A 17,290-nucleotide genomic window follows, 5' to 3' on the forward strand; every position below is an offset into this window, starting at 1 on the left:
CCCGTTTTTCTGGAATGTGCAAGACCCTTTTTTGGCCTCGCAAGCTTTGATCCCGCCAGCTCGCCCCACCTCACCTCAGCCGCGCCTTCACCCGCTCGACCAGCCAGTCCCGCGTCGCGCGATAGGCGTCCATCCGCTGCTCGCGGGTGCCGGTCTCCAGCGTCGGGTCGGGGGTGGGCCAGTATTCCACGTCGGCGGCGAGATAGCGGGTCAGCTCCAGGGCGGCGTGGTGGGCCTCGGGGGTGAGGCTGACGATCAGGTCGAAGCTCAGCCCCTCGTACTCCTCCAGCTCGTCGAGCGTGCGGCACTTGTGGCGGGTGGCGTCGATGCCGAGCTCGTCCATCGCCGCGATCATGAACGGGTCGGGCTCCTCCTCCTTGCGCACGCCCGCCGACTGGACGTAGGTCGAGCGGCCGAAGAAGTGGCGCGCCAGCCCCTCCGCCATCGGCGAGCGCACGGCATTGAAGTTGCACACGAACAGGACGGAATGGACGCGCTCGCCCGCCGACGCCACGGGCTCAGCCCTTCCAGTGCAGCGCGAAGATCAGCGTGAAGATGCGCCGCGCCGTGTCGAAGTCGATCTCGACCTTGCCGGAGAGGCGCTCCACCAGCAGCTCCGCCGCCTCGTTGTGCAGGCCGCGCCGGCCCATGTCGATCGCCTCGATCTTCTGCGGGGAGGCGGTACGGATCGCGGCGTAGTAGCTCTCGCACACCGTGCGATAGTCGCGGATCACGCGCCGGAACGGGGTGAGCGAGAGCAGGTGCGTCATCACCGGCGCGCCGTCCTGCGTCTGGATCTCGAAGGCGAGCTTGCTCTCGACGAGGCCGAGCCTGAGCGCGTAGGGCCCGTCGTCGCGCCCGGGCACGGCGAAGTGGTTCGCCTCGACGATGTCCCAGATGGCCACCGCGCGCTCGTGCTCCTGATCGGGGTTGCCGCGGCCGATCGAGGCCTCGTCGAGCACGACGCGCACGAGCCCCTTTCCCTTGCCGTCGCCCATGGTCGCTCCGTCCCGCCTCGCGCGAGGCGACCCTAGCGCGCCGGCGCCGCCCGCGCAAAGGCCCGCGCTCTCGTGGCGACCGGGACGCGCGATTTTCGCGCCTTGGCGGCGCGCCCGTTCCGTGTTCCCGTCGCGTCGAGAATCAGGACAGGACCCCGAGAGCCCCATCGTGCCGAGCCCGCAGACCGCAGACGTCCTCATCGTCGGGGGAGCCGCCATGGGCTCCTCGCTGGCCTATCATCTCCTCGCCCATCCCGGGTTCTCCGGCCGCGTCGTCGTGGTGGAGAAGGACCCGACCTACGCCCGCTCGGCCTCGGCGCTCTCCGCCGCCTCGATCCGCAGCCAGTTCACCAGCGCGGTGAACGTGCGCATCTCGCTCCACGGCATCCGCTTCCTCCGGTCGATCGGCGAGCACCTCGCGGTCGACGGCGAGGCGCCGGAGATCGGGCTGACGGAGGGCGGCTACCTCTATCTCGCGAACGCCGCGCAGGAAGCGGGGATGCGCGCGGCCCATGCGCTCCAGCGCGCCGAGGGCGCGGACGTGGCGCTGCTCGACCCCACCGCCCTCCTCGCCCGCTTCCCCTGGCTGAACCCGGGGGAGGACGTGGTGCTCGGCTCGCTCGGGCTCTCCGGCGAGGGCTGGTTCGACGGCTGGGGCCTGCTCCAGGCGTTCCGGCGCAAGGCGAAGGCGCTCGGCGCGCACTACGTCGCGGGCGAGGTCGTGGACCTCGTGCGTGACGGCTCGCGCATCACCCGGGCCGTGCTCGCCGACGGGGAGCGGATCGCCTGCGGGACGGTGGTGGACTGCGCCGGCGCCGGCGGGCGCGCGGTGGCGGCGATGGCGGGCGTCGACCTGCCGGTGTTCGCGCGCCCGCGCTACGTCTTCACCTTCTCCTGCCGCGGCGACGTGCCGAACTGCCCCTTGATGATCGACACGTCGGGCGTCTACGTGCGCCCGGAGGGCGAGAGCGCGGAGGGGCGCCGGTTCATCTGCGGCGTCTCGCCGGGCCGGGCGGAGGACGAGGGCCTCGCCTGGCACGACGACGATCCGGCGACCCAGGCGGTCGACTGGTCCTATTTCGAGGAGCGGATCTGGCCGGCCCTGGCCGCGCGCGTCCCCGCCTTCGAGGCGATCCGCCCCGGCGCGGCCTGGGCGGGCCCATACGACATGTGCGCGCTCGACTCGAACGCGCTGATCGGCCCGGTGGCGCCGTTCGGCCCGGGCAACTTCCTCGTCTGCAACGGCTTTTCCGGGCACGGCCTGCAGCAGGCCCCGGCTGTCGGCCGCGGGCTCGCCGAATGGATCGTCGAGGGCGGCTATGCGACCCTCGACCTCTCCGACCTCGGCTACGCGCGGGTGATGGACGGGCGGCGCGACGTCGAGCGCAACGTCATCTGACGGCGCGCCGTCCGACGGCGGGCGGCCGGGAGGCGCGAGTCGGTCTGCGGCGCCGCCTCACTCGGACGTCGTGCGCGGCTTCTGGCCGGCGAGAATGGCCCGCGCGATCGCCCAGCTCGCCGGCACCGCGGCGAGGACGCCGACGGCGGCGGCGGCGACGATCGGGATCGCGTTGGCGAGCGACGTGTCCGCGGTGAGGACGCCGATGACGAGCGTCCCGGCGAAGGTCGGGGCGGTGAGGATGAAGATCAGCACGGCGAGCTTGAGCATGGCGGCCTCACGGAGTGGTGGCGAACCCGACATCACCATGGCGAGGCTCGCCGCCCCGCGCGTTGAGCGAGATCAAGCCGCGCTCGGGCACGCGGCCCCGCCCCGATGGGGCGGGAGCGCTCCTACCCCATCGGGGGAGGTGGATCGGCGCGCAGCGGCGAGACGGAGGGGGTGCGTCGAAAGGCGCTTCGGCGGCAGCCGAACTCCCACGCGTCCTCCCGCGGGACCCCGCCCCTGGCTCGCTGCGCTCGCCGTCCCCGGCCTCGAAGGAGCGGGACGCGGCGCCCGCCACCCGACGTGCGTCACTTCGGCTGCATGCGCAGCGCGCCGTCGAGGCGGATGGTCTCGCCGTTGAGCATGTCGTTCTCGACGATCGCCGCGACGAGCGCGGCGTATTCCGAGGGCTTGCCGAGGCGCGACGGGAAGGGCACGCCCGCCTCCAGCGCCCTGCGGATGTCCTCCGGCACGGAGGCGAACATCGGCGTTTCGAACAGGCCGGGCAGGATCGTCACGACGCGGATGCCCACCCCGGCGAGATCGCGCGCCACCGGCAGGGTGAGGCCGACGACGCCGGCCTTCGAGGCGGCGTAGGCCGCCTGGCCGATCTGCCCGTCCTGCGCCGCGACCGACGCCGTCGACACGATCACGCCGCGCCCGCCGTCGGCGGTCACCGGGTCGAGGCCGGCCATGGCGGTGGCGCACTTGGCGATCATCGCGAAGGTGCCGACGAGGTTGATCTGCACGGTGCGGGCGAAGGTCTCGACGTCGTGGGCGACGAGCGCGCCGGTGTCGCGCTTCTTGGCGACGGTGCGCTTGCCCGGGGCGACGCCGGCGCAGTTGACGAGCAGGCGCTCGACGCCGTGCGCCGCGCGGGCCGTCTCGAGGCCGGCGTCGATCGTCGCCTCGTCGGTGACGTCGACGGCGCAGAACAGGCCGCCGATCTCGCCGGCGACCGCCTCGCCGCGGGCGGCGTCGCGGTCGAACACCGCGACCTTCACGCCGGCCTGCGCGAGCCGGCGCGCCGTGGCCTCGCCGAGGCCGGAAGCGCCGCCGGTGACGATGGCGGCGGAGACGTCTGAGAGCTGCATGGAAATCCTCCGTGTCGCGCCCGGTCTAGCCCGCGCGCGGGTGCGGGAAAAGGGGGTGCGGACGGGTGTGGCGCGCGCGGGGGGGCGCGCGGGGGCCGGACGACCGCCCCAGGCGCTTTCCCCGCGTCCCCCGCGCATGTTAAGGACCCGCATCCGACGAGACCGGACGAGACCGGGATGCCCGCCACCATGCCCTCGAGCCTCCGTGCGACGAAAGGAGCGCCCTCATGAGCGCCGACTCCCTCAAGCGCGAGGCCGCCGCGCGCGCGCTCGCCCTCGTCGAGCCCGGCATGCGCCTGGGGCTCGGCACCGGCTCGACGGCGAAGCACTTCGTGGCGCTCCTCGGCGAGAAGGTCCGCGGCGGCCTCGACGTCGTCGCCGTGCCGACCTCCGAGGCGACGCGGGCCCAGGCACGGGCGGAAGGCATCCGCCTCGCGACGCTCGACGAGTACCCCGAGCTCGACCTCACCGTCGACGGGGCGGACGAACTCGACGACGCGCTCAACCTCGTCAAGGGCGGGGGCGGGGCGCTGCTGCGGGAGAAGATCGTCGCCGCGGCCTCGCGCCGCATGGTGGTGATCGCCGACGCCTCGAAGCGGGTCGCCGTGCTCGGCGCCTTCCCGCTCCCCATCGAGGTCGTGCCCTTCGGGCTCGGGGCGACGCGCCGTGCGGTGGAGCGGGCGATCGCCGCGGCGGGCGCGTCCGGCACGCTCGGCCTCAGAAACGCCACGGACAACACGCCCTACCTCACCGACGGCGGCCACTTCGTCCTCGACGCGCGGCTCGGCCGAATCGACGCCCCGGACGCGCTCGCCGCGGCGCTCGCCACCGTCCCCGGCGTCGTCGAGCACGGCCTCTTCCTCGGGCTCGCCACCGGGGCCGTGATCGCGACCGAGGACGGCCTCGTCACCCTGGGCGACCTCTGACACCGACAATCCCGACAATCCGGAGCCATCCGCACCATGTTGAGACCCCTTCTCGCCGCTTCCACGCTCGCCGTCGCCCTCGCGCTCGCCGGCGTGGCGACGACCGGCGCCCGCGCGCAGACGGAGGCGACCCCCGCCGCCCAGGCGCAGTTCACCGACAGCCACCTCGCGATCGCCCGCGAGGTCGTCGCCTCCTCGGGCATGACGCGCTCCTTCGAGGCCGTCATCCCGCAGATGCAGGAAGGGCTGCTGCGGCAGTACGGCCGCAACCCCACGCTCCTCGAGGACGCGAGCGCGGTGATCCGCGACCTCGGGCCGGAGATGGAGCTCCAGCGCCGCGCCATGCTCAACCGCGCCGCGCGCGTCATCGCCTCGCGCCTCGCGGAGGAGGAGCTGACCGCGGTGGCCGCCTTCTTCGAGAGCGAGGCGGGGCGCCGCTACGTCGAGGTCCAGCCGGCGATCCTCGACGGGCTGATCTCCGAGATGCAGGTCTGGTCGCAGGAGCTCAACCAGTACCTCCAGATCCGCGTCCAGGCGGAGATGGTCGCGCGCCGCGAGGCGCAGGCCGCCGGCGGCGGCGCGGCGCCGGCGCCCCAGTGAGCGGCGTGCACGCGAGGAGACCCACGCGATGAGCGGCGAGCACGACGGCGGCGCCTACGATCTCGACCTGTTCGTCATCGGGGGCGGCTCCGGCGGCGTGCGCGCGGCGCGCATCGCCGCGGGCCACGGCGCGACGGTCGCGATCGCGGAGGAGTTCCGCTGGGGCGGCACCTGCGTGATTCGCGGCTGCGTTCCCAAGAAGCTCATGGTTCTCGCCTCGCGCTTCGCGGACGACTTCGCGGACGCCGCCGGCTACGGCTGGGACGTGGGCACCCCGACCTTCGACTGGCATGCGCTCGTCGCCGCCAAGGAGCGCGAGATCACCCGACTCGAGGGCGTGTACCGCACGAACCTCGAGAAGGCGGGCGTGCGCGTGCTCCACGGCCGCGCCGTGATCGAGGGGCCGCACGTCGTACGCCTGACCGCGACCGGCGAGATCTTCCGGGCGCGCCACATCCTCGTCGCCGTCGGCGCACGGCCCTCGCTCGAGCCGAAGATCCCGGGGGGCGAGTTCGGCGTCACGTCGAACGAGATCTTCGACCTGCCCGAGCAGCCGCGGCGCATCCTCGTCGTCGGGGGCGGCTACATCGGCGTCGAGTTCGCCGGCATCTTCGCCGGGCTCGGCTCGCGGGTGACGATGTCGCTGCGTGGCGACAAGCTGCTGCGCGGCTTCGACGAGGACCTGCGCGACCGCCTCGGCGCGGCCTACCGGCGCAAGGGGATCGCGCTGCGCTTCGGCACGACACTGGAGCGACTGGAGAAGGACGCCGACGGTGCCATCGCCGCGACCTTCTCCGACGGGTCGAGCGATACGTTCGACCGGGTGCTCGTCGCCACCGGGCGCAAGCCGAACACCGCGGGCCTCGGGCTCGAGGCGGCGGGGGTCGCGCTCGGCGCCGGCGGCGAGATCGTCGTCGACGGCTACTCGCGCACCCTCGTGCCCTCGATCTCGGCGGTGGGCGACGTGACGAACCGCGCCGCGCTCACGCCCATCGCCATCCGCGAGGGGCACGCCTTCGCGGACACGGTGTTCGGCGGCAGGCCCCGCATGGTCGATCACGAGATCATACCCACCGCGGTGTTCTCGACGCCCGAGATCGGCACCGTCGGCTGCTCGGAGACGCTGGCGCGCCAGCGCACGGGGGAGGTCGCCATCTACGAGACGTCGTTCCGCTCCATGCGCGCGACGCTGTCGGGCCGCGACGACCCAGTCTACATGAAGATCGTGGTCGACGCGACGAGCGACGTCGTCATGGGGCTGCACGTCTTCGGGCGCGATGCCGCCGAGATGATCCAGCTCGCCGGCGTCGCCGTGACGATGGGCGCGACCAAGGCCGATTTCGACCGCACCGTCGCCGTGCATCCGACGGCCGCGGAGGAGCTCGTCACCATGCGCACGCGGGCCCGCTGACGGCTCGGGCTCGCGGCGGTTTCAGGATCCGGCGGCGCGCGGGGCGCCGCCGCGCACGATCCGGCGCATGACGATCTCCATCGGCCCCCGCGCGAAGGCGCGCCGCCACAGGGCGAGGAGCGCGACGATCGCGCCGTAGGACGCGAGCGCGACGGCGAGGATCGCCGCCGCGTCGAGGGCGCCCCAGAGGCCCAGCCCCCAGCCGAGGAACACGCCCCCGAGCAGGACGGAGTGGAGGAGGTAGCCCGACAGCGCGCTCTCCCCCACGATCGCGCAGGCGCGCACCAGGAGCGCGTCCGGCCGGCGCCGCGCGGCGTCGAGGACGACGACGGCGAGGCCGAACGACAGGATCGGCGCCGCGAGCCCGAGGATGCCCGCCGCCGCGACCACCGCCGCCGGCGCGAGCGCCCCCGGCGAAACGAGGGCCGATACCAGCGCCGCCCCCGCGGCCGCGCTCGCGAGGCCGCCGAGCGCGAGCGCGAGGGGCGCGCGGCGTCGCCAGGCGGCGAGCCGCTCGGGGCTCGGCGGGAACGCGCCGGAGCGCGCGGCGAGCCTGCCGGCGAGCACCATCGCGAAGGCGGCCGGGCCGTTGAAGGCGAGCAGGAAGACGAGGGCGCTCGGCAGGTCCGCCAGCCGCGCGGCCACCGTCTCGCCGAGCCCGCCGAGATAGCCGACGCCGGCGATCCGCTCCACCGGGCCGCCCCCGGAGGCCTCCGCCAGCGCGAGCGCGATGATTCCCGCCTGGGCGCAGACCGCCAGCGCGAGGCTCCCCGCCGCGATCGCCGCCAGCCGCCGCGGCGCCGCGTCGCGCAGGGCGACGAGCGCCACCCCGAGCAGCGCGTAGAGCATCAGGATGTCGCCGTAGAACAGGAGCGTCGCATGCGCCGCGCCGATGGCGAGGAGCGCCACGAGCCGCCGGCGCAGCGGCGCGCCCGATCCGCCCGGGCGCGCCGCGCGGTCGAGGGCGACCGAGAGGCCGAAGCCGTAGAGGAAGGAGAAGATCAGGAAGAACTTGCCCGCGCCGAAGGCGAGCGTCGCCCAGGCCGCGATCCGGTCGGCCGGCGCGGCGAGCGCGGGGCCCGCGTCGATCGGCATGGCGAAGATCGGTGCATTGACCACGATGACGCCCATCAGCGCGAAGCCCCGGAGGGCGTCGATGCCGCGATCCCGGGCGGGGGCGGGGGCGGGCGGGACTGCGAATGCCGACATCGGAGGCTCCGATTTCGAGATGAAATGATATCAGCGAGGACTCGCTCATATCTGGCGACGGGCGTTCTCTTCGGACGCGTGTGTCACCCGTCCGCCGCGAGCGCGCGGGCGAGGAGGTGGCGGGTGCGCCGCGCCGACGTCGCGCCGTCGAGGAGGTCGAGGCCGCCGGCGGAATAGACCCCGTCGGCCAGCGCGAACAGGAGGACGCCGACGTCGCGCGCTTCCAAACCGTCGGCGAGCGCGATCTCGCCGCGCGCCCGCGCGTCCGAGACCCGCTCCGAGAGCGCCGCCACGAGCCGCTCCTGCGACGCCGCCAGCGCCTCGTGGACCCGGGGGTTGCGCAGGGCTTCGGCGAAGATCTCCGCCCGCAGCCCGAGCGCGCGGCGCTCGCGGCCGGCATGCGCCAGCGCCGCCAGGGCGGCCTCGACGCTGGCGAGGAAATCGGCACCTTCGAACAGCTCCGCGAAGAAGGCGAGGTCGGACTGGAGGTCCTCCTCCACCATGGCGAGCACGAGGTCCTCCTTCGAGGGAAAGTACTGGTAGAGGTTGGCGACGCTGACCCCGGCCTCGCGGCTGATGTCCGCCGTGCTCGCGGCATGGAAGCCGCTCGCGAGGAATCGCCGCCGGGCCGCCGCGAGAATGCGGGCGCGGCGCTCGGCGCGGGCGCGTTCGTCGACGGGGCGGCCGCGGCGCGGCGTGGGGGCGGGCGTGATCATGCGCCTTCATATACATGAGCGCTCGCTCTTGTAAATAAGCATCGTTCCGCGCATGGATGTTGCGTCCCTCGGTAGTATTCCGCGAGGGCGCGACGAAGGCTCGCGTCGGCTTCCCAAAGCGGCTATAACGCCGCGGCGCCCGACCTGCCGGGCGCATCCCGTCACGAGGGACGACACGGCACGCGCGGGGACGCGCGGATTTCGAGGAGCGAGGACCATGAGCGAGCGCTGGACGCCCGACAGCTGGAGGGGCAAGCCCATTCGGCAGGTGCCGGCCTACGAGGACCAGGACCTGCTGCGCGAGGTCGAGGGTCAGCTCGCGGGGTTTCCGCCCCTCGTTTTCGCGGGTGAGGCGCGCAAGCTCAAGGCGAGCCTCGCCTCGGTGGCGCGCGGGGAGGCCTTCCTGCTCCAGGGCGGGGACTGCGCCGAGAGCTTCGCCGAGCACTCCGCCGACAACATCCGCGACTTCTTCCGCGTCTTCCTGCAGATGGCGGTGGTCCTCACCTTCGCGGGGTCCTGCCCGGTGGTGAAGATCGGCCGCGTCGCCGGCCAGTTCGCCAAGCCGCGCTCGTCGGACGACGAGACCGTCGACGGCGTGACGCTGCCGAGCTACCGCGGCGACATCGTCAACGACATCGCCTTCACGCCGGAGAGCCGCAAGCCCGACGCCCGGCGTCAGCTCGACGCCTACCGCCAGTCGGCGGCGACGCTCAACCTGCTGCGCGCCTTCGCCACCGGCGGCTTCGCCAACCTCGAGAACGCGCATCGCTGGATGCTCGGCTTCGTGAAGGACACGCCGCAGAGCTCGCGCTACGCCGACGTCGCCGAGCGCATCACCGAGGCGATCGCCTTCATGAAGGCGATCGGCATCGAGGCCGACCGCCATCCGGAGGTGAAGAACACCGAGTTCTACACGAGCCACGAGGCGCTGCTGCTCGGCTACGAGGAGGCGCTCACCCGCGTCGACTCGACCTCCGGCGACTACTACGCCACGTCCGGCCACATGATCTGGATCGGCGACCGCACCCGGCAGGCGGATCACGCCCACGTGGAATACGCACGCGGCGTGAAGAACCCGATCGGCCTCAAGTGCGGCCCCTCGCTGGCGGCGGACGACCTCCTGCGCCTGATGGACGCCATCGACCCCAAGAACGAGCCCGGGCGACTGACGCTGATCTGCCGCTTCGGCGCCGACAAGGTGTTCGACCACCTGCCGGCGCTCGTGCGTGCGGTGAAGAAGGCCGGACGCACGCCGGTCTGGTCCTGCGACCCGATGCACGGCAATACGGTCAAGGCGGGCTCCGGCTACAAGACCCGGCCGTTCGACCGGATCATGCAGGAGGTGCGCAACTTCTTCGCCGTCCACCAGGCGGAAGGGACGCATGCCGGCGGCATCCACCTCGAGATGACCGGCAAGAACGTCACCGAGTGCACGGGCGGCGCCCGCGGGCTCGGCGACGCGGACCTGTCGGATCGCTACCACACCTACTGCGACCCGCGGCTCAACGCCGAGCAGGCGCTCGAGATCGCTTTCCTGACCGCGGAGCTGATCAAGCGCGAGCGGCTCGGCCGCGAGCGGCCGCGGGTCGAGGCCGCCGAGTGAGGCCTTCCGCAGCGGGGCCTTCCGCAGCGGGGCCTCGCGTGTGACGTAACCCGGCGGGCGCGCCGGATCCGGTGCGCCCGCTCGCCGCCCGCGGCTTCACGTCGGCTCTGTGGAGCCGCCGGCGCCCGTGGCGCGGACCAGGCGGGCGGCGAAGAAGCCGTCCAGCCCCGGCGCATCCGGCGCGATCCCCAGATGCGGGAGCGCGCGCAGGTTCCCCGCCGCGTCGACGAGCGCCGCCGCGCCGCCGATCTCCTCGGCCCGAACGGAGTCGCGCGCGAAGCCCGGATGGCGCGCGAGGAAGGCCTCGATCTGCGCCTCGCCTTCTTCCGGCTCGAGCGAGCAGGTGCAATAGACGAGCCGCCCGCCCGTCCGGGTGAGCGCGGCCGCCTTGTCGAGGAGCTGCGCCTGGAGGCCGGCGAGCTTGCCGACGTCTTCGTTGCTCTTCGTCCAGGCGACGTCCGGATGGCGGCGCAGGGTGCCCGTGGAGGAGCAGGGCGCGTCGAGCAGGACGGCGTCGAAGCCGTCGCCCGGCTCGAGCGCCAGCGCATCCACCGCCCGGGTCTCGGCGGAGAGCCCGAGGCGCGCGAGGTTCTCGGAGAGGCGCGCGAGGCGCTTCGCCGACCGGTCGACGGCGAGCACGGATGCGCCGGTTGCGGCGAGCTGGGCGGTCTTGCCTCCGGGCGCCGCGCACAGGTCGGCGACGCGCTCGCCCGCCCGGGCATGGAGCAGCCTCGCGGGGAGCGCGGCGGCGGCGTCCTGCACCCACCAGGCGCCTTCGTCGTAGCCGGGGAGTTCCGGCACCGGCGCGCGGGCGCCGACGCGCAACGTGCCCGTGGGCAGGAGCCGCGCGTCGAGCCGCTCGGCCCAGGCGGCGGCATCCGCCTTCGGCGTGAGGTCGAGCGGCGCCTCGCTGCGATGCGCGCGGGCGATCGCCGCCGCCGTCTCCGCGCCCCATGCGGTGCGCCAGCGCGCGGCGAGCCAGGCGGGGACGTCGCGCATCGCGTCCGCCTCGGCCTCGGCGAGGATGGTGTCGCGCTCGCGCACGACGCGGCGCAGGACGGCGTTGACGAGCCCGCCCGCCTTCGCGAGCCGCTTCTCCTCGCGCGCGAGGTCGACCGCGGTGCCCACCGCGGCGTGGTCCGGCACGTCGAGGAACAGCACTTGGGCGGCGCCGACGACGAGCAGCGCCTCGAGCCGCGGATCGCTCACCGGTGCCGACAGGCACTGCGCCAGCGCGGCGCGAATCGTGCCGAGCCGTCGCAGCGCCGTGACCGCGATGGCGCGGGCGAGCCCGAGGTCGCGCGCCTCGAGCGCCGCCGCCGGGGCGCGGACGGCGAGCACGTCGTCGAGGGCACGGCGTGCGCGCAGGGTTTCCTCGAGCGACGAGAAGGCGAGCCGGCGTGCGCCGAGGCCCGGCTGGGTATCCGCCACGATGGGTCCGTCTCCTTCGGATGGGTCGTGCGCCGATGCCGCGCACGGCACGGCGGCGATGTCTCCCCGCCCTCTACCTCATCCCCACGGCCCGCGCGAGCGCCTCCCGCCCCACGGACCCGGCGCGGGAGCCGCGGACGCCGCGGGCGCGCCCATTCCGGACTCACGGGCCATGGCGACGAGTGCCGCGACGCGGTTCGCCGTGGCGGGATGGGTGGAGAACAGGCCGTCGATGGCCCCGCCCTTCAGCGGGTTGACGATGAAGAGCGGCGCGGTCGCCGGGTGGTTCTCCGCGTCCTGGTTGACCGTGCGCGAGACGCCGCCGGCGATCTTCTCGAGCGCCGAGGCGAGCCAGAGCGGATTGCCGCAGATCTCCGCGCCGATCCGGTCGGCGTCGTATTCCCGCGCCCGGGAGATCGCCATCTGCACGATCATGGCGCCGAGCGGGGCGAGGATCATCATCGCGAGGAGGGCGAGCGGGTTCTGGCGCTCGCGCCCGCCGAAGATGAAGCCGAACTGCGCGAGCGTGGCGAGCGCGCCGGCGAGCGTGGCGCTCACCGTCATGATCAGCGTGTCGCGGTTCTTCACGTGCGCCAGCTCGTGCGCCATCACGGCGGCGACCTCCTCGCGCGAGAGGACGCGCAGGAGGCCCGTCGTGGCCGCCACCGCGGCGTTCGCCGGGTTGCGGCCGGTGGCGAAGGCGTTCGGCTGAGGATTGTCGATGAGGTAGACCCGCGGCATCGGCAGGCCGGCGCGCCGGGCGAGCTCCTCGACGAGCCCGACGAGTTCCGGCGCCGTGCGCGCGTCGACCTCGCGGGCCCGGTGGGCCTTCAGGGCGAGGCGGTCGGAGTTCCACCAGGCGTAGAGGTTCGTCGCCGCCGCGAGGCCGAGCGCGATCAGCATTCCGCCCGAGCCGCCGATCCAGTAGCCGACGACGCCGAACAGCGCGGTCAGCGCAGCGAGGAGCAGAGCCGTCTTCACGACGTTCATCGTGGTGTACCTCCGGGGGCGGACGCCTATATCCAGGCCAGAGCGAGAATGTGGTATCGGCGGGACGGTTCCGGCAAGCCCCTCGGGCGGCCGGCCCCGAGCGCGAGAGTGAGAGCGATGCAGGACGGGAAGGACGAGACGGCGCCCTTGGGGACGATGCCGGTCGAGGCGCGGCCGGTCGAGACGCGGCCGGTCGATTCGAGGCCCGTCGAGACGGCGGAGCCACCGGGCGCGGCTCCCGGCAAGGCCCTGTCCCCGGCCGCGCGCCGGGCCCTGGAGGAGGCGGCGGCGCGGCGCGCGGCGATCGACGCCCGCGCGGCGGAGATCGCCGCGCAGCCGGAGACGGCCGGGCGCGGCGGCCTCGAGCCCGTGCGCTACGCCGACTGGGAGATCAAGGGCATCGCCTGCGACTTCTCCTGACCGACGGCATCCGGCGCGCCCTCGACCGCGGGGGGCGTGCGGGCGAGACGAGGCGCGGTCGCGTTCCAGGAGATCCCATCATGAGCCGAGCCGCGCAGGACGAGACGCACGAGGCGGCGCACGATCCCGCCGTCGACCCGCAGGAGGTCGCCCGCTTCGAGAAGATCGCGCGCACCTGGTGGGATCCGAAGGGGCCCATGCGCACCCTCCACAAGTTCAACCCGGTGCGCCTCGCCTACATCCGCGATCGGGTCGCCGCCCATTTCGGGCGCGACCCGAAGGACGCCGCGCCGCTCGACGGCCTCACGCTGCTCGACGTCGGCTGTGGCGGCGGCCTCCTCACCGAGCCCCTCGCCCGGCTCGGGGCGCGGGCGCGCGGGCTCGACCCGGCGCCGACCAACGTCGAGGTCGCGCGCCTCCACGCCGAGCGCGCCGGCGTCGCCGTCTCCTACGCGCAGGAGACGGTGGAGGCGGTCGTCGCCCGGGGCGAACGTTTCGACGTGGTGATCTCGATGGAGGTGGTGGAGCACGTTCCGGACCCGGACGCCTTCGTGCGCACCTGCGCGCAGGCGGTCGCCCCGGGTGGGCTGCTCTTCATGGCGACGCTCAACCGCACACTCAAGGCGTGGGGGCTCGCCATCGTCGGCGCGGAGTACGTGCTCGGCTGGCTGCCGAAAGGCACGCACGAGTGGGAGAAGTTCGTCACGCCGGCCGAACTCGAGGCGTCGATGCGCGCGGGCGGGCTCGCCGTGCGCGAGGTCACCGGCGTGACCTACGATCCGCTGAAGGACGCCTGGGGCCTCTCCCGCGACACGGCCGTGAACTACATGGCCTTCGCGGAGCGCTCCGCCGGCTGAGACCCGCCGCCACCGGGACGCCGCCACCGGGACGCCGCCACCGGGACGCCGCGCCGCCGGCCGGGCCGGCGGGGCGCGACGGCGCCGGGAAACGGGCGCGTCAGCGGCGACCGGGGACGGCAGCCTTCTTGCGCACGGGCAGGAGCCCCTCGCGCTGGGCCTGCTTGCGGGCGAGCTTGCGGGCGCGGCGCACGGCCTCGGCCTTCTCGCGGGCACGCTTCTCGGAGGGCTTCTCGAAGGAGCGGCGCTTCTTCATCTCGCGGAAGACGCCTTCGCGCTGCATCTTCTTCTTGAGCACGCGCAGTGCCTGGTCGACGTTGTTGTCGCGAACGAGTACCTGCAAAAACTCTCTCCTCGTGGTGCGCGGCGCCGGGCGCCGACGGAATCGATGACGGTCGCGCTCCCGGCGGCTGCCGGGCGGCCGGACTCGGATGAGCGAACGAGTCGAGGCGCGGGCGGGGGTCCGACGGACCCGTGGATCGGAGCCGCCTACGGCTCCAGCCGGCCGCGAGAAGCGAGCCGGCACGAAACCCGCGCGGGACGGGCCGTGCGGGAAAGCTCGATTATGGGCTTTCGGGCGGGAAATGCAAGCCGTGACGCCCCGCGCTCAATTCCGCTCGTCGGGCAGGATCGGCAGCGGGGCGATGGGGACGCCTTCCTCGATCAGTTCCGCCACCTCGTCGCGATCGGCCTGGCCGATGATCGGCCGCTCGGGGGCGTCTCCCGCGTGGATGCGGCGCGCCTCGTCCGGGAAGGCGCGCCCGACGTTCTCGGCGGTCGCCTCGATGTGGGCACGCAGGCGCCTCAGCGCCGCGCGCATCTCGCGCTGCGCCTCCGACAGGAGCACCACCGGCGGCGCGGGCGGCGGCGTTCCCGGCGCGGGAGGGACATCGGCCGGGGTGGCGTCCGCGGACGGCGCGGGCACCGCCGGCGCGGACGGCTCGATCGCCGTCTCCCGCGCCCCGCGATCGGTGCGGGCGACGGAGGGCGCCATGATCTGCTTCTCGACCCGCGTCTCCCCGCACACGGGGCAGGCCACGAACCCGCGCGCCGCCTGCTCCTCGAAGGACTCCGAGGAGGGGAACCAGCTCTCGAAGGGATGGCCGGACGCGCAGGCCAACGCGTAGCGGATCATGGCGGAAGCATGCGCGACGTCGGCGAACAGGTCCTGAAGCGGCGTGCGTCCCTCATGCCGGCGCCCCGCCGACCTCGACGAGCGGGGCCGCGCGACCGTGGCGCAGGCTCGGCACGCGCCGGCGCGCCTCCGCCACCGCCTCGCGATCGATCTCGGCCAGGACGAGCCCCGGCTCGGCGTCGCCCTCCGCGAGCACGCGCCCCCACGGGTCGACCACGATCGAGTGGCCGAAGGTCTCGCGCCCGTCCTCGTGCCGCCCGCCCTGCGCGGCGGCGACGAAGAAGGCGCCGTTCTCGATGGCCCGCGCCCGGGCGAGCGTGCGCCAATGCGCCTCGCCTGTCTGGCGGGTGAAGGCGGCGGGCGCGGTGAGGATCTCGGCGCCGGCCTCGGCATAGGCGCGGTAGAGATAGGGGAAGCGGATGTCGTAGCAGACCGCGAGCCCGATGGCGCCCACCGGCGTGTGCGCCAGCACCGCGCGCTCGCCGCCGAGGTAGGTCGCGCTCTCGCGCCAGGTCTCGCCGTTGGGGAGATCGACGTCGAAGAGGTGGATCTTGTCGTAGGTGGCGAGGATCTCCCCGTCGGGCCCGATCAGCACCGCGCGGTTCGCCACCTTGTCGCCGACGCGAATCGCCAGCGAGCCGATGTGGACGGTGAGCGCGCGGGCACGCGCCACGGCGCGCAGCGCCGCGATGGTCTCGTCCTCGTCCTGGGTGCGGATCTTGTCGAGGAGCGCGGCCTTGTCGCGCTCGAGCAGGCCGGTCATCTCCGGCGTCTGGACGTAGGCCGCGCCGGCGTCCGCCGCCGCGACGACGCCGGCGATGGCGGCCTCGCGGTTGGCGACGGGGTCGCGCCCGGAGCGCATCTGGACGCAGGCGACGACGAGACGGCTCATGCGGGCCTCCTCACGCGGAGAGCAGCGGGTCGAGACTCCCGGCGCGATCCAGCGCCGAGAGGTCGTCGAAGCCGCCGACATGGGTCTCGCCGACGAAGACCTGCGGCACCGTCGTGCGGCCGCCCGCGCGATCGATCATCTCGCGCCGGCGCTCGGGCTCGCGCTCGATGTCGACGACCGTGTAGTCGGCGCCCTTCTCGTCGAGGAGCGCCCGGGCGGCCGTGCAGTAGGGGCACCAGGAGCGCAGGTAGATCTCGATCGGCTTCATCGGGTGTCGATCCTTCGTTCGCAGCCATCGATATGGGGAACATCGCTCCGTCCGCCAAGCGCGCGGCCTGGAGCATCATCCAGCCGAGTGGAATTCAGTTCCAGGGCGAGATGACGCTCCCAACGAGACTCTAGAGCGCAAGGTCCTGCGCGTAGACGCGCGCGATCCATTCCGGCGGACCGGGCCGGACCTTGACGAGCACTCCACGCTCGAAGGTCAGCACGAGCTTGGGGGGGCCGACCCGCTACGGAGTTGTCGTAGACGAGGCCCATCGCGGCGAGTCGGACGGCCTCCCGGATGAGCGGCGCGCAACGATCGTATCGCTCTCGGATCTTGACCTCGGGAACACCGTGTCCACCGGTCTCGACCCGATGCGCGACGCGCGCCACCGACAGGTCGGGACTATCGACGCCGACGTGCAGCACCCAGACGGCATATCCCCGTCCGCGCGCCTCTCGTACGAGGTCGAGCTTCGAGGGATGCGAGAAGACGGTCTCGGTGACGAAGTCGCCTCCCTTGGACAGAATTTCGCTCCGCCACCTCGTCGCGATCTCTGCGGCCCTGTAGGCGGCATCGGGACTGTCGTCGCCCATCTCCTCGCGCTGGATGATGTCGGCGCTGATGAAAGGACCCGCGAAGGCGGGCGCCACGCGGGTCCGGTAGAGGGTCGACTTGCCGGCTCCATTCGGGCCGGCGAGCACGATCATCGTGGGGCTCATTCTTCAGGCCGAGCTTCCGCGTAGACGATTCTCCCGGAAGGATCGAGACCGACGGCCCTGCCGCTCGCGCGCAGTTCCGCGAAGAATGCTTCCTCGCCGATACCGGGCTCGGACATCTTCGCGAGAAACCGGTCCGCCCAGACCGCTCTCTCCTCCGCATTGAGAGCAGTCGTCTCGAGCTCGCCCGCGAGCACCCGAGAAAGCGTCACGTGGTCCATGCCGCCCGATCGCTCGATGGCGCGGCCGATCCGCGCCCAGTGCGTTATCTGGCCGGCGAGGGACCTGCTCTGAATCTCGGCAGCCGCGCGCGCATCGTCGACGAATGCGTCGTCTGCGAACTTCACCGATCGAGCCATGG

At 73.3% G+C, this 17,290-nt stretch carries 21 protein-coding genes; 7 read left to right on the top strand and 14 right to left on the bottom strand.

Features of this window, described 5'->3' with window-relative positions; all coding sequences use genetic code 11:
- Positions 1 to 70: 70 nt before the first annotated feature.
- Complete coding sequence (locus AB9M23_RS13470; RefSeq protein WP_372425070.1) at positions 71 to 514, bottom strand: arsenate-mycothiol transferase ArsC; 444 nt, start codon at positions 512 to 514, stop codon at positions 71 to 73.
- Positions 515 to 518: 4 nt separating this feature from the next.
- Positions 519 to 998, bottom strand: coding sequence for a UPF0262 family protein (locus AB9M23_RS13475; protein ID WP_372425071.1), 480 nt, complete (start codon positions 996 to 998; stop codon positions 519 to 521).
- Between the two features lie 169 nt (positions 999 to 1,167).
- Here AB9M23_RS13475 and AB9M23_RS13480 point away from each other — a divergent pair, with 169 nt between their 5' ends.
- The gene (locus AB9M23_RS13480; RefSeq protein ID WP_372425072.1) at positions 1,168 to 2,397 is read left to right on the top strand and encodes an NAD(P)/FAD-dependent oxidoreductase; all 1,230 of its coding nucleotides are present in this window, start codon (positions 1,168 to 1,170) and stop codon (positions 2,395 to 2,397) included.
- Between the two features lie 57 nt (positions 2,398 to 2,454).
- Here AB9M23_RS13480 and AB9M23_RS13485 read toward each other — a convergent pair whose 3' ends face one another.
- Together AB9M23_RS13485 and AB9M23_RS13490 are read right to left on the bottom strand one after the other, a co-directional pair.
- A complete protein-coding gene (locus tag AB9M23_RS13485) occupies positions 2,455 to 2,667 on the bottom strand; it encodes a hypothetical protein (protein WP_372425073.1) in 213 nt (70 codons plus the stop codon).
- Positions 2,668 to 2,969: 302 nt separating this feature from the next.
- Complete coding sequence (locus AB9M23_RS13490; protein WP_372425074.1) at positions 2,970 to 3,755, bottom strand: SDR family NAD(P)-dependent oxidoreductase; 786 nt, start codon at positions 3,753 to 3,755, stop codon at positions 2,970 to 2,972.
- A 227-nt stretch (positions 3,756 to 3,982) separates the two neighbouring features.
- On the opposite strand from AB9M23_RS13490, the gene rpiA reads away from it, so the two are divergent.
- Genes rpiA through gor form a run of 3 tightly spaced genes read left to right on the top strand, consistent with a single transcriptional unit; the run spans position 3,983 to position 6,692 of the window.
- A complete protein-coding gene (rpiA, locus tag AB9M23_RS13495) occupies positions 3,983 to 4,681 on the top strand; it encodes a ribose-5-phosphate isomerase RpiA (protein WP_372425075.1) in 699 nt (232 codons plus the stop codon).
- A 36-nt stretch (positions 4,682 to 4,717) separates the two neighbouring features.
- On the top strand, positions 4,718 to 5,281 hold the full coding sequence (locus AB9M23_RS13500) for a DUF2059 domain-containing protein (RefSeq protein ID WP_372425076.1): 564 nt from the start codon (positions 4,718 to 4,720) through the stop codon (positions 5,279 to 5,281).
- Between the two features lie 28 nt (positions 5,282 to 5,309).
- A complete protein-coding gene (gene gor / locus AB9M23_RS13505) occupies positions 5,310 to 6,692 on the top strand; it encodes a glutathione-disulfide reductase (protein ID WP_372425077.1) in 1,383 nt (460 codons plus the stop codon).
- Positions 6,693 to 6,713: 21 nt separating this feature from the next.
- Here the strand turns inward: gor and AB9M23_RS13510 are convergent, their stop codons facing one another.
- Both AB9M23_RS13510 and AB9M23_RS13515 read right to left on the bottom strand, forming a co-directional pair.
- Complete coding sequence (locus AB9M23_RS13510; RefSeq protein ID WP_372425078.1) at positions 6,714 to 7,901, bottom strand: DUF418 domain-containing protein; 1,188 nt, start codon at positions 7,899 to 7,901, stop codon at positions 6,714 to 6,716.
- 83 nt (positions 7,902 to 7,984) lie between these two features.
- Entirely contained in the window at positions 7,985 to 8,617 is a 633-nt protein-coding gene (locus AB9M23_RS13515) for a TetR/AcrR family transcriptional regulator (RefSeq protein ID WP_372425079.1), read from the bottom strand.
- A gap of 217 nt (positions 8,618 to 8,834) precedes the next feature.
- Between AB9M23_RS13515 and AB9M23_RS13520 the strand changes: the two genes are divergently transcribed.
- Entirely contained in the window at positions 8,835 to 10,220 is a 1,386-nt protein-coding gene (locus AB9M23_RS13520) for a class II 3-deoxy-7-phosphoheptulonate synthase (protein WP_372425080.1), read from the top strand.
- Positions 10,221 to 10,316: 96 nt separating this feature from the next.
- Here the strand turns inward: AB9M23_RS13520 and AB9M23_RS13525 are convergent, their stop codons facing one another.
- Positions 10,317 to 11,654, bottom strand: a complete 1,338-nt coding sequence (locus AB9M23_RS13525; protein WP_443726252.1) for an RsmB/NOP family class I SAM-dependent RNA methyltransferase — start codon at positions 11,652 to 11,654, stop codon at positions 10,317 to 10,319.
- A 75-nt stretch (positions 11,655 to 11,729) separates the two neighbouring features.
- Entirely contained in the window at positions 11,730 to 12,641 is a 912-nt protein-coding gene (gene htpX, locus AB9M23_RS13530; protein ID WP_372425082.1) for a zinc metalloprotease HtpX, read from the bottom strand.
- A 156-nt stretch (positions 12,642 to 12,797) separates the two neighbouring features.
- Between htpX and AB9M23_RS13535 the strand changes: the two genes are divergently transcribed.
- Both AB9M23_RS13535 and ubiG read left to right on the top strand, forming a co-directional pair.
- Positions 12,798 to 13,061: a DUF1674 domain-containing protein gene (locus AB9M23_RS13535; RefSeq protein ID WP_372425114.1), complete on the top strand. Its 264-nt coding sequence runs from the start codon at positions 12,798 to 12,800 to the stop codon at positions 13,059 to 13,061.
- An 80-nt stretch (positions 13,062 to 13,141) separates the two neighbouring features.
- Complete coding sequence (ubiG, locus tag AB9M23_RS13540) at positions 13,142 to 13,918, top strand: bifunctional 2-polyprenyl-6-hydroxyphenol methylase/3-demethylubiquinol 3-O-methyltransferase UbiG (protein WP_372425083.1); 777 nt, start codon at positions 13,142 to 13,144, stop codon at positions 13,916 to 13,918.
- Positions 13,919 to 14,018: 100 nt separating this feature from the next.
- On the opposite strand, the gene rpsU is transcribed toward ubiG, so the two are convergent.
- The 6 genes from rpsU to AB9M23_RS13570 form a co-directional block, all read right to left on the bottom strand.
- Entirely contained in the window at positions 14,019 to 14,261 is a 243-nt protein-coding gene (gene rpsU, locus AB9M23_RS13545; RefSeq protein WP_372425084.1) for a 30S ribosomal protein S21, read from the bottom strand.
- A gap of 264 nt (positions 14,262 to 14,525) precedes the next feature.
- Positions 14,526 to 15,053 (bottom strand): DUF1178 family protein, encoded by a 528-nt coding sequence (locus AB9M23_RS13550; protein ID WP_372425085.1) that lies wholly within the window; start codon positions 15,051 to 15,053, stop codon positions 14,526 to 14,528.
- A 52-nt stretch (positions 15,054 to 15,105) separates the two neighbouring features.
- Positions 15,106 to 15,945, bottom strand: coding sequence for a carbon-nitrogen hydrolase family protein (locus AB9M23_RS13555; protein WP_372425086.1), 840 nt, complete (start codon positions 15,943 to 15,945; stop codon positions 15,106 to 15,108).
- A 10-nt stretch (positions 15,946 to 15,955) separates the two neighbouring features.
- Positions 15,956 to 16,213, bottom strand: coding sequence for a glutaredoxin 3 (gene grxC / locus AB9M23_RS13560; protein WP_372425087.1), 258 nt, complete (start codon positions 16,211 to 16,213; stop codon positions 15,956 to 15,958).
- Positions 16,210 to 16,920 (bottom strand): ATPase, encoded by a 711-nt coding sequence (locus tag AB9M23_RS13565; RefSeq protein ID WP_372425088.1) that lies wholly within the window; start codon positions 16,918 to 16,920, stop codon positions 16,210 to 16,212. The genes grxC and AB9M23_RS13565 overlap by 4 nt, the downstream gene beginning before the upstream one ends.
- 8 nt (positions 16,921 to 16,928) lie before the next feature.
- A complete protein-coding gene (locus tag AB9M23_RS13570) occupies positions 16,929 to 17,288 on the bottom strand; it encodes a TA system antitoxin ParD family protein (protein WP_372425089.1) in 360 nt (119 codons plus the stop codon).
- Positions 17,289 to 17,290: the final 2 nt, after the last annotated feature.

Origin of the sequence: Salinarimonas chemoclinalis, assembly GCF_041514305.1 — a bacterium.
GTDB lineage: Bacteria > Pseudomonadota > Alphaproteobacteria > Rhizobiales > Beijerinckiaceae > Salinarimonas > Salinarimonas chemoclinalis.

Excerpts from the sequence above, each read along its gene's own strand:
- AB9M23_RS13475 (WP_372425071.1), bottom strand. The coding sequence starts at position 998 with ATGGGCGACGGCAAGGGAAAGGGGCTCGTGCGCGTCGTGCTCGACGAG.
- AB9M23_RS13485 (WP_372425073.1), bottom strand. The coding sequence starts at position 2,667 with ATGCTCAAGCTCGCCGTGCTGATCTTCATCCTCACCGCCCCGACCTTC.
- AB9M23_RS13490 (WP_372425074.1), bottom strand. The coding sequence starts at position 3,755 with ATGCAGCTCTCAGACGTCTCCGCCGCCATCGTCACCGGCGGCGCTTCC.
- rpiA (WP_372425075.1), top strand. The coding sequence starts at position 3,983 with ATGAGCGCCGACTCCCTCAAGCGCGAGGCCGCCGCGCGCGCGCTCGCC.
- AB9M23_RS13500 (WP_372425076.1), top strand. The coding sequence starts at position 4,718 with ATGTTGAGACCCCTTCTCGCCGCTTCCACGCTCGCCGTCGCCCTCGCG.
- gor (WP_372425077.1), top strand. The coding sequence starts at position 5,310 with ATGAGCGGCGAGCACGACGGCGGCGCCTACGATCTCGACCTGTTCGTC.
- AB9M23_RS13510 (WP_372425078.1), bottom strand. The coding sequence starts at position 7,901 with ATGTCGGCATTCGCAGTCCCGCCCGCCCCCGCCCCCGCCCGGGATCGC.
- AB9M23_RS13515 (WP_372425079.1), bottom strand. The coding sequence starts at position 8,617 with ATGATCACGCCCGCCCCCACGCCGCGCCGCGGCCGCCCCGTCGACGAA.
- AB9M23_RS13520 (WP_372425080.1), top strand. The coding sequence starts at position 8,835 with ATGAGCGAGCGCTGGACGCCCGACAGCTGGAGGGGCAAGCCCATTCGG.
- htpX (WP_372425082.1), bottom strand. The coding sequence starts at position 12,641 with ATGAACGTCGTGAAGACGGCTCTGCTCCTCGCTGCGCTGACCGCGCTG.
- AB9M23_RS13535 (WP_372425114.1), top strand. The coding sequence starts at position 12,798 with ATGCCGGTCGAGGCGCGGCCGGTCGAGACGCGGCCGGTCGATTCGAGG.
- ubiG (WP_372425083.1), top strand. The coding sequence starts at position 13,142 with ATGAGCCGAGCCGCGCAGGACGAGACGCACGAGGCGGCGCACGATCCC.
- AB9M23_RS13550 (WP_372425085.1), bottom strand. The coding sequence starts at position 15,053 with ATGATCCGCTACGCGTTGGCCTGCGCGTCCGGCCATCCCTTCGAGAGC.
- AB9M23_RS13555 (WP_372425086.1), bottom strand. The coding sequence starts at position 15,945 with ATGAGCCGTCTCGTCGTCGCCTGCGTCCAGATGCGCTCCGGGCGCGAC.
- grxC (WP_372425087.1), bottom strand. The coding sequence starts at position 16,213 with ATGAAGCCGATCGAGATCTACCTGCGCTCCTGGTGCCCCTACTGCACG.
- AB9M23_RS13565 (WP_372425088.1), bottom strand. The coding sequence starts at position 16,920 with ATGATCGTGCTCGCCGGCCCGAATGGAGCCGGCAAGTCGACCCTCTAC.
- AB9M23_RS13570 (WP_372425089.1), bottom strand. The coding sequence starts at position 17,288 with ATGGCTCGATCGGTGAAGTTCGCAGACGACGCATTCGTCGACGATGCG.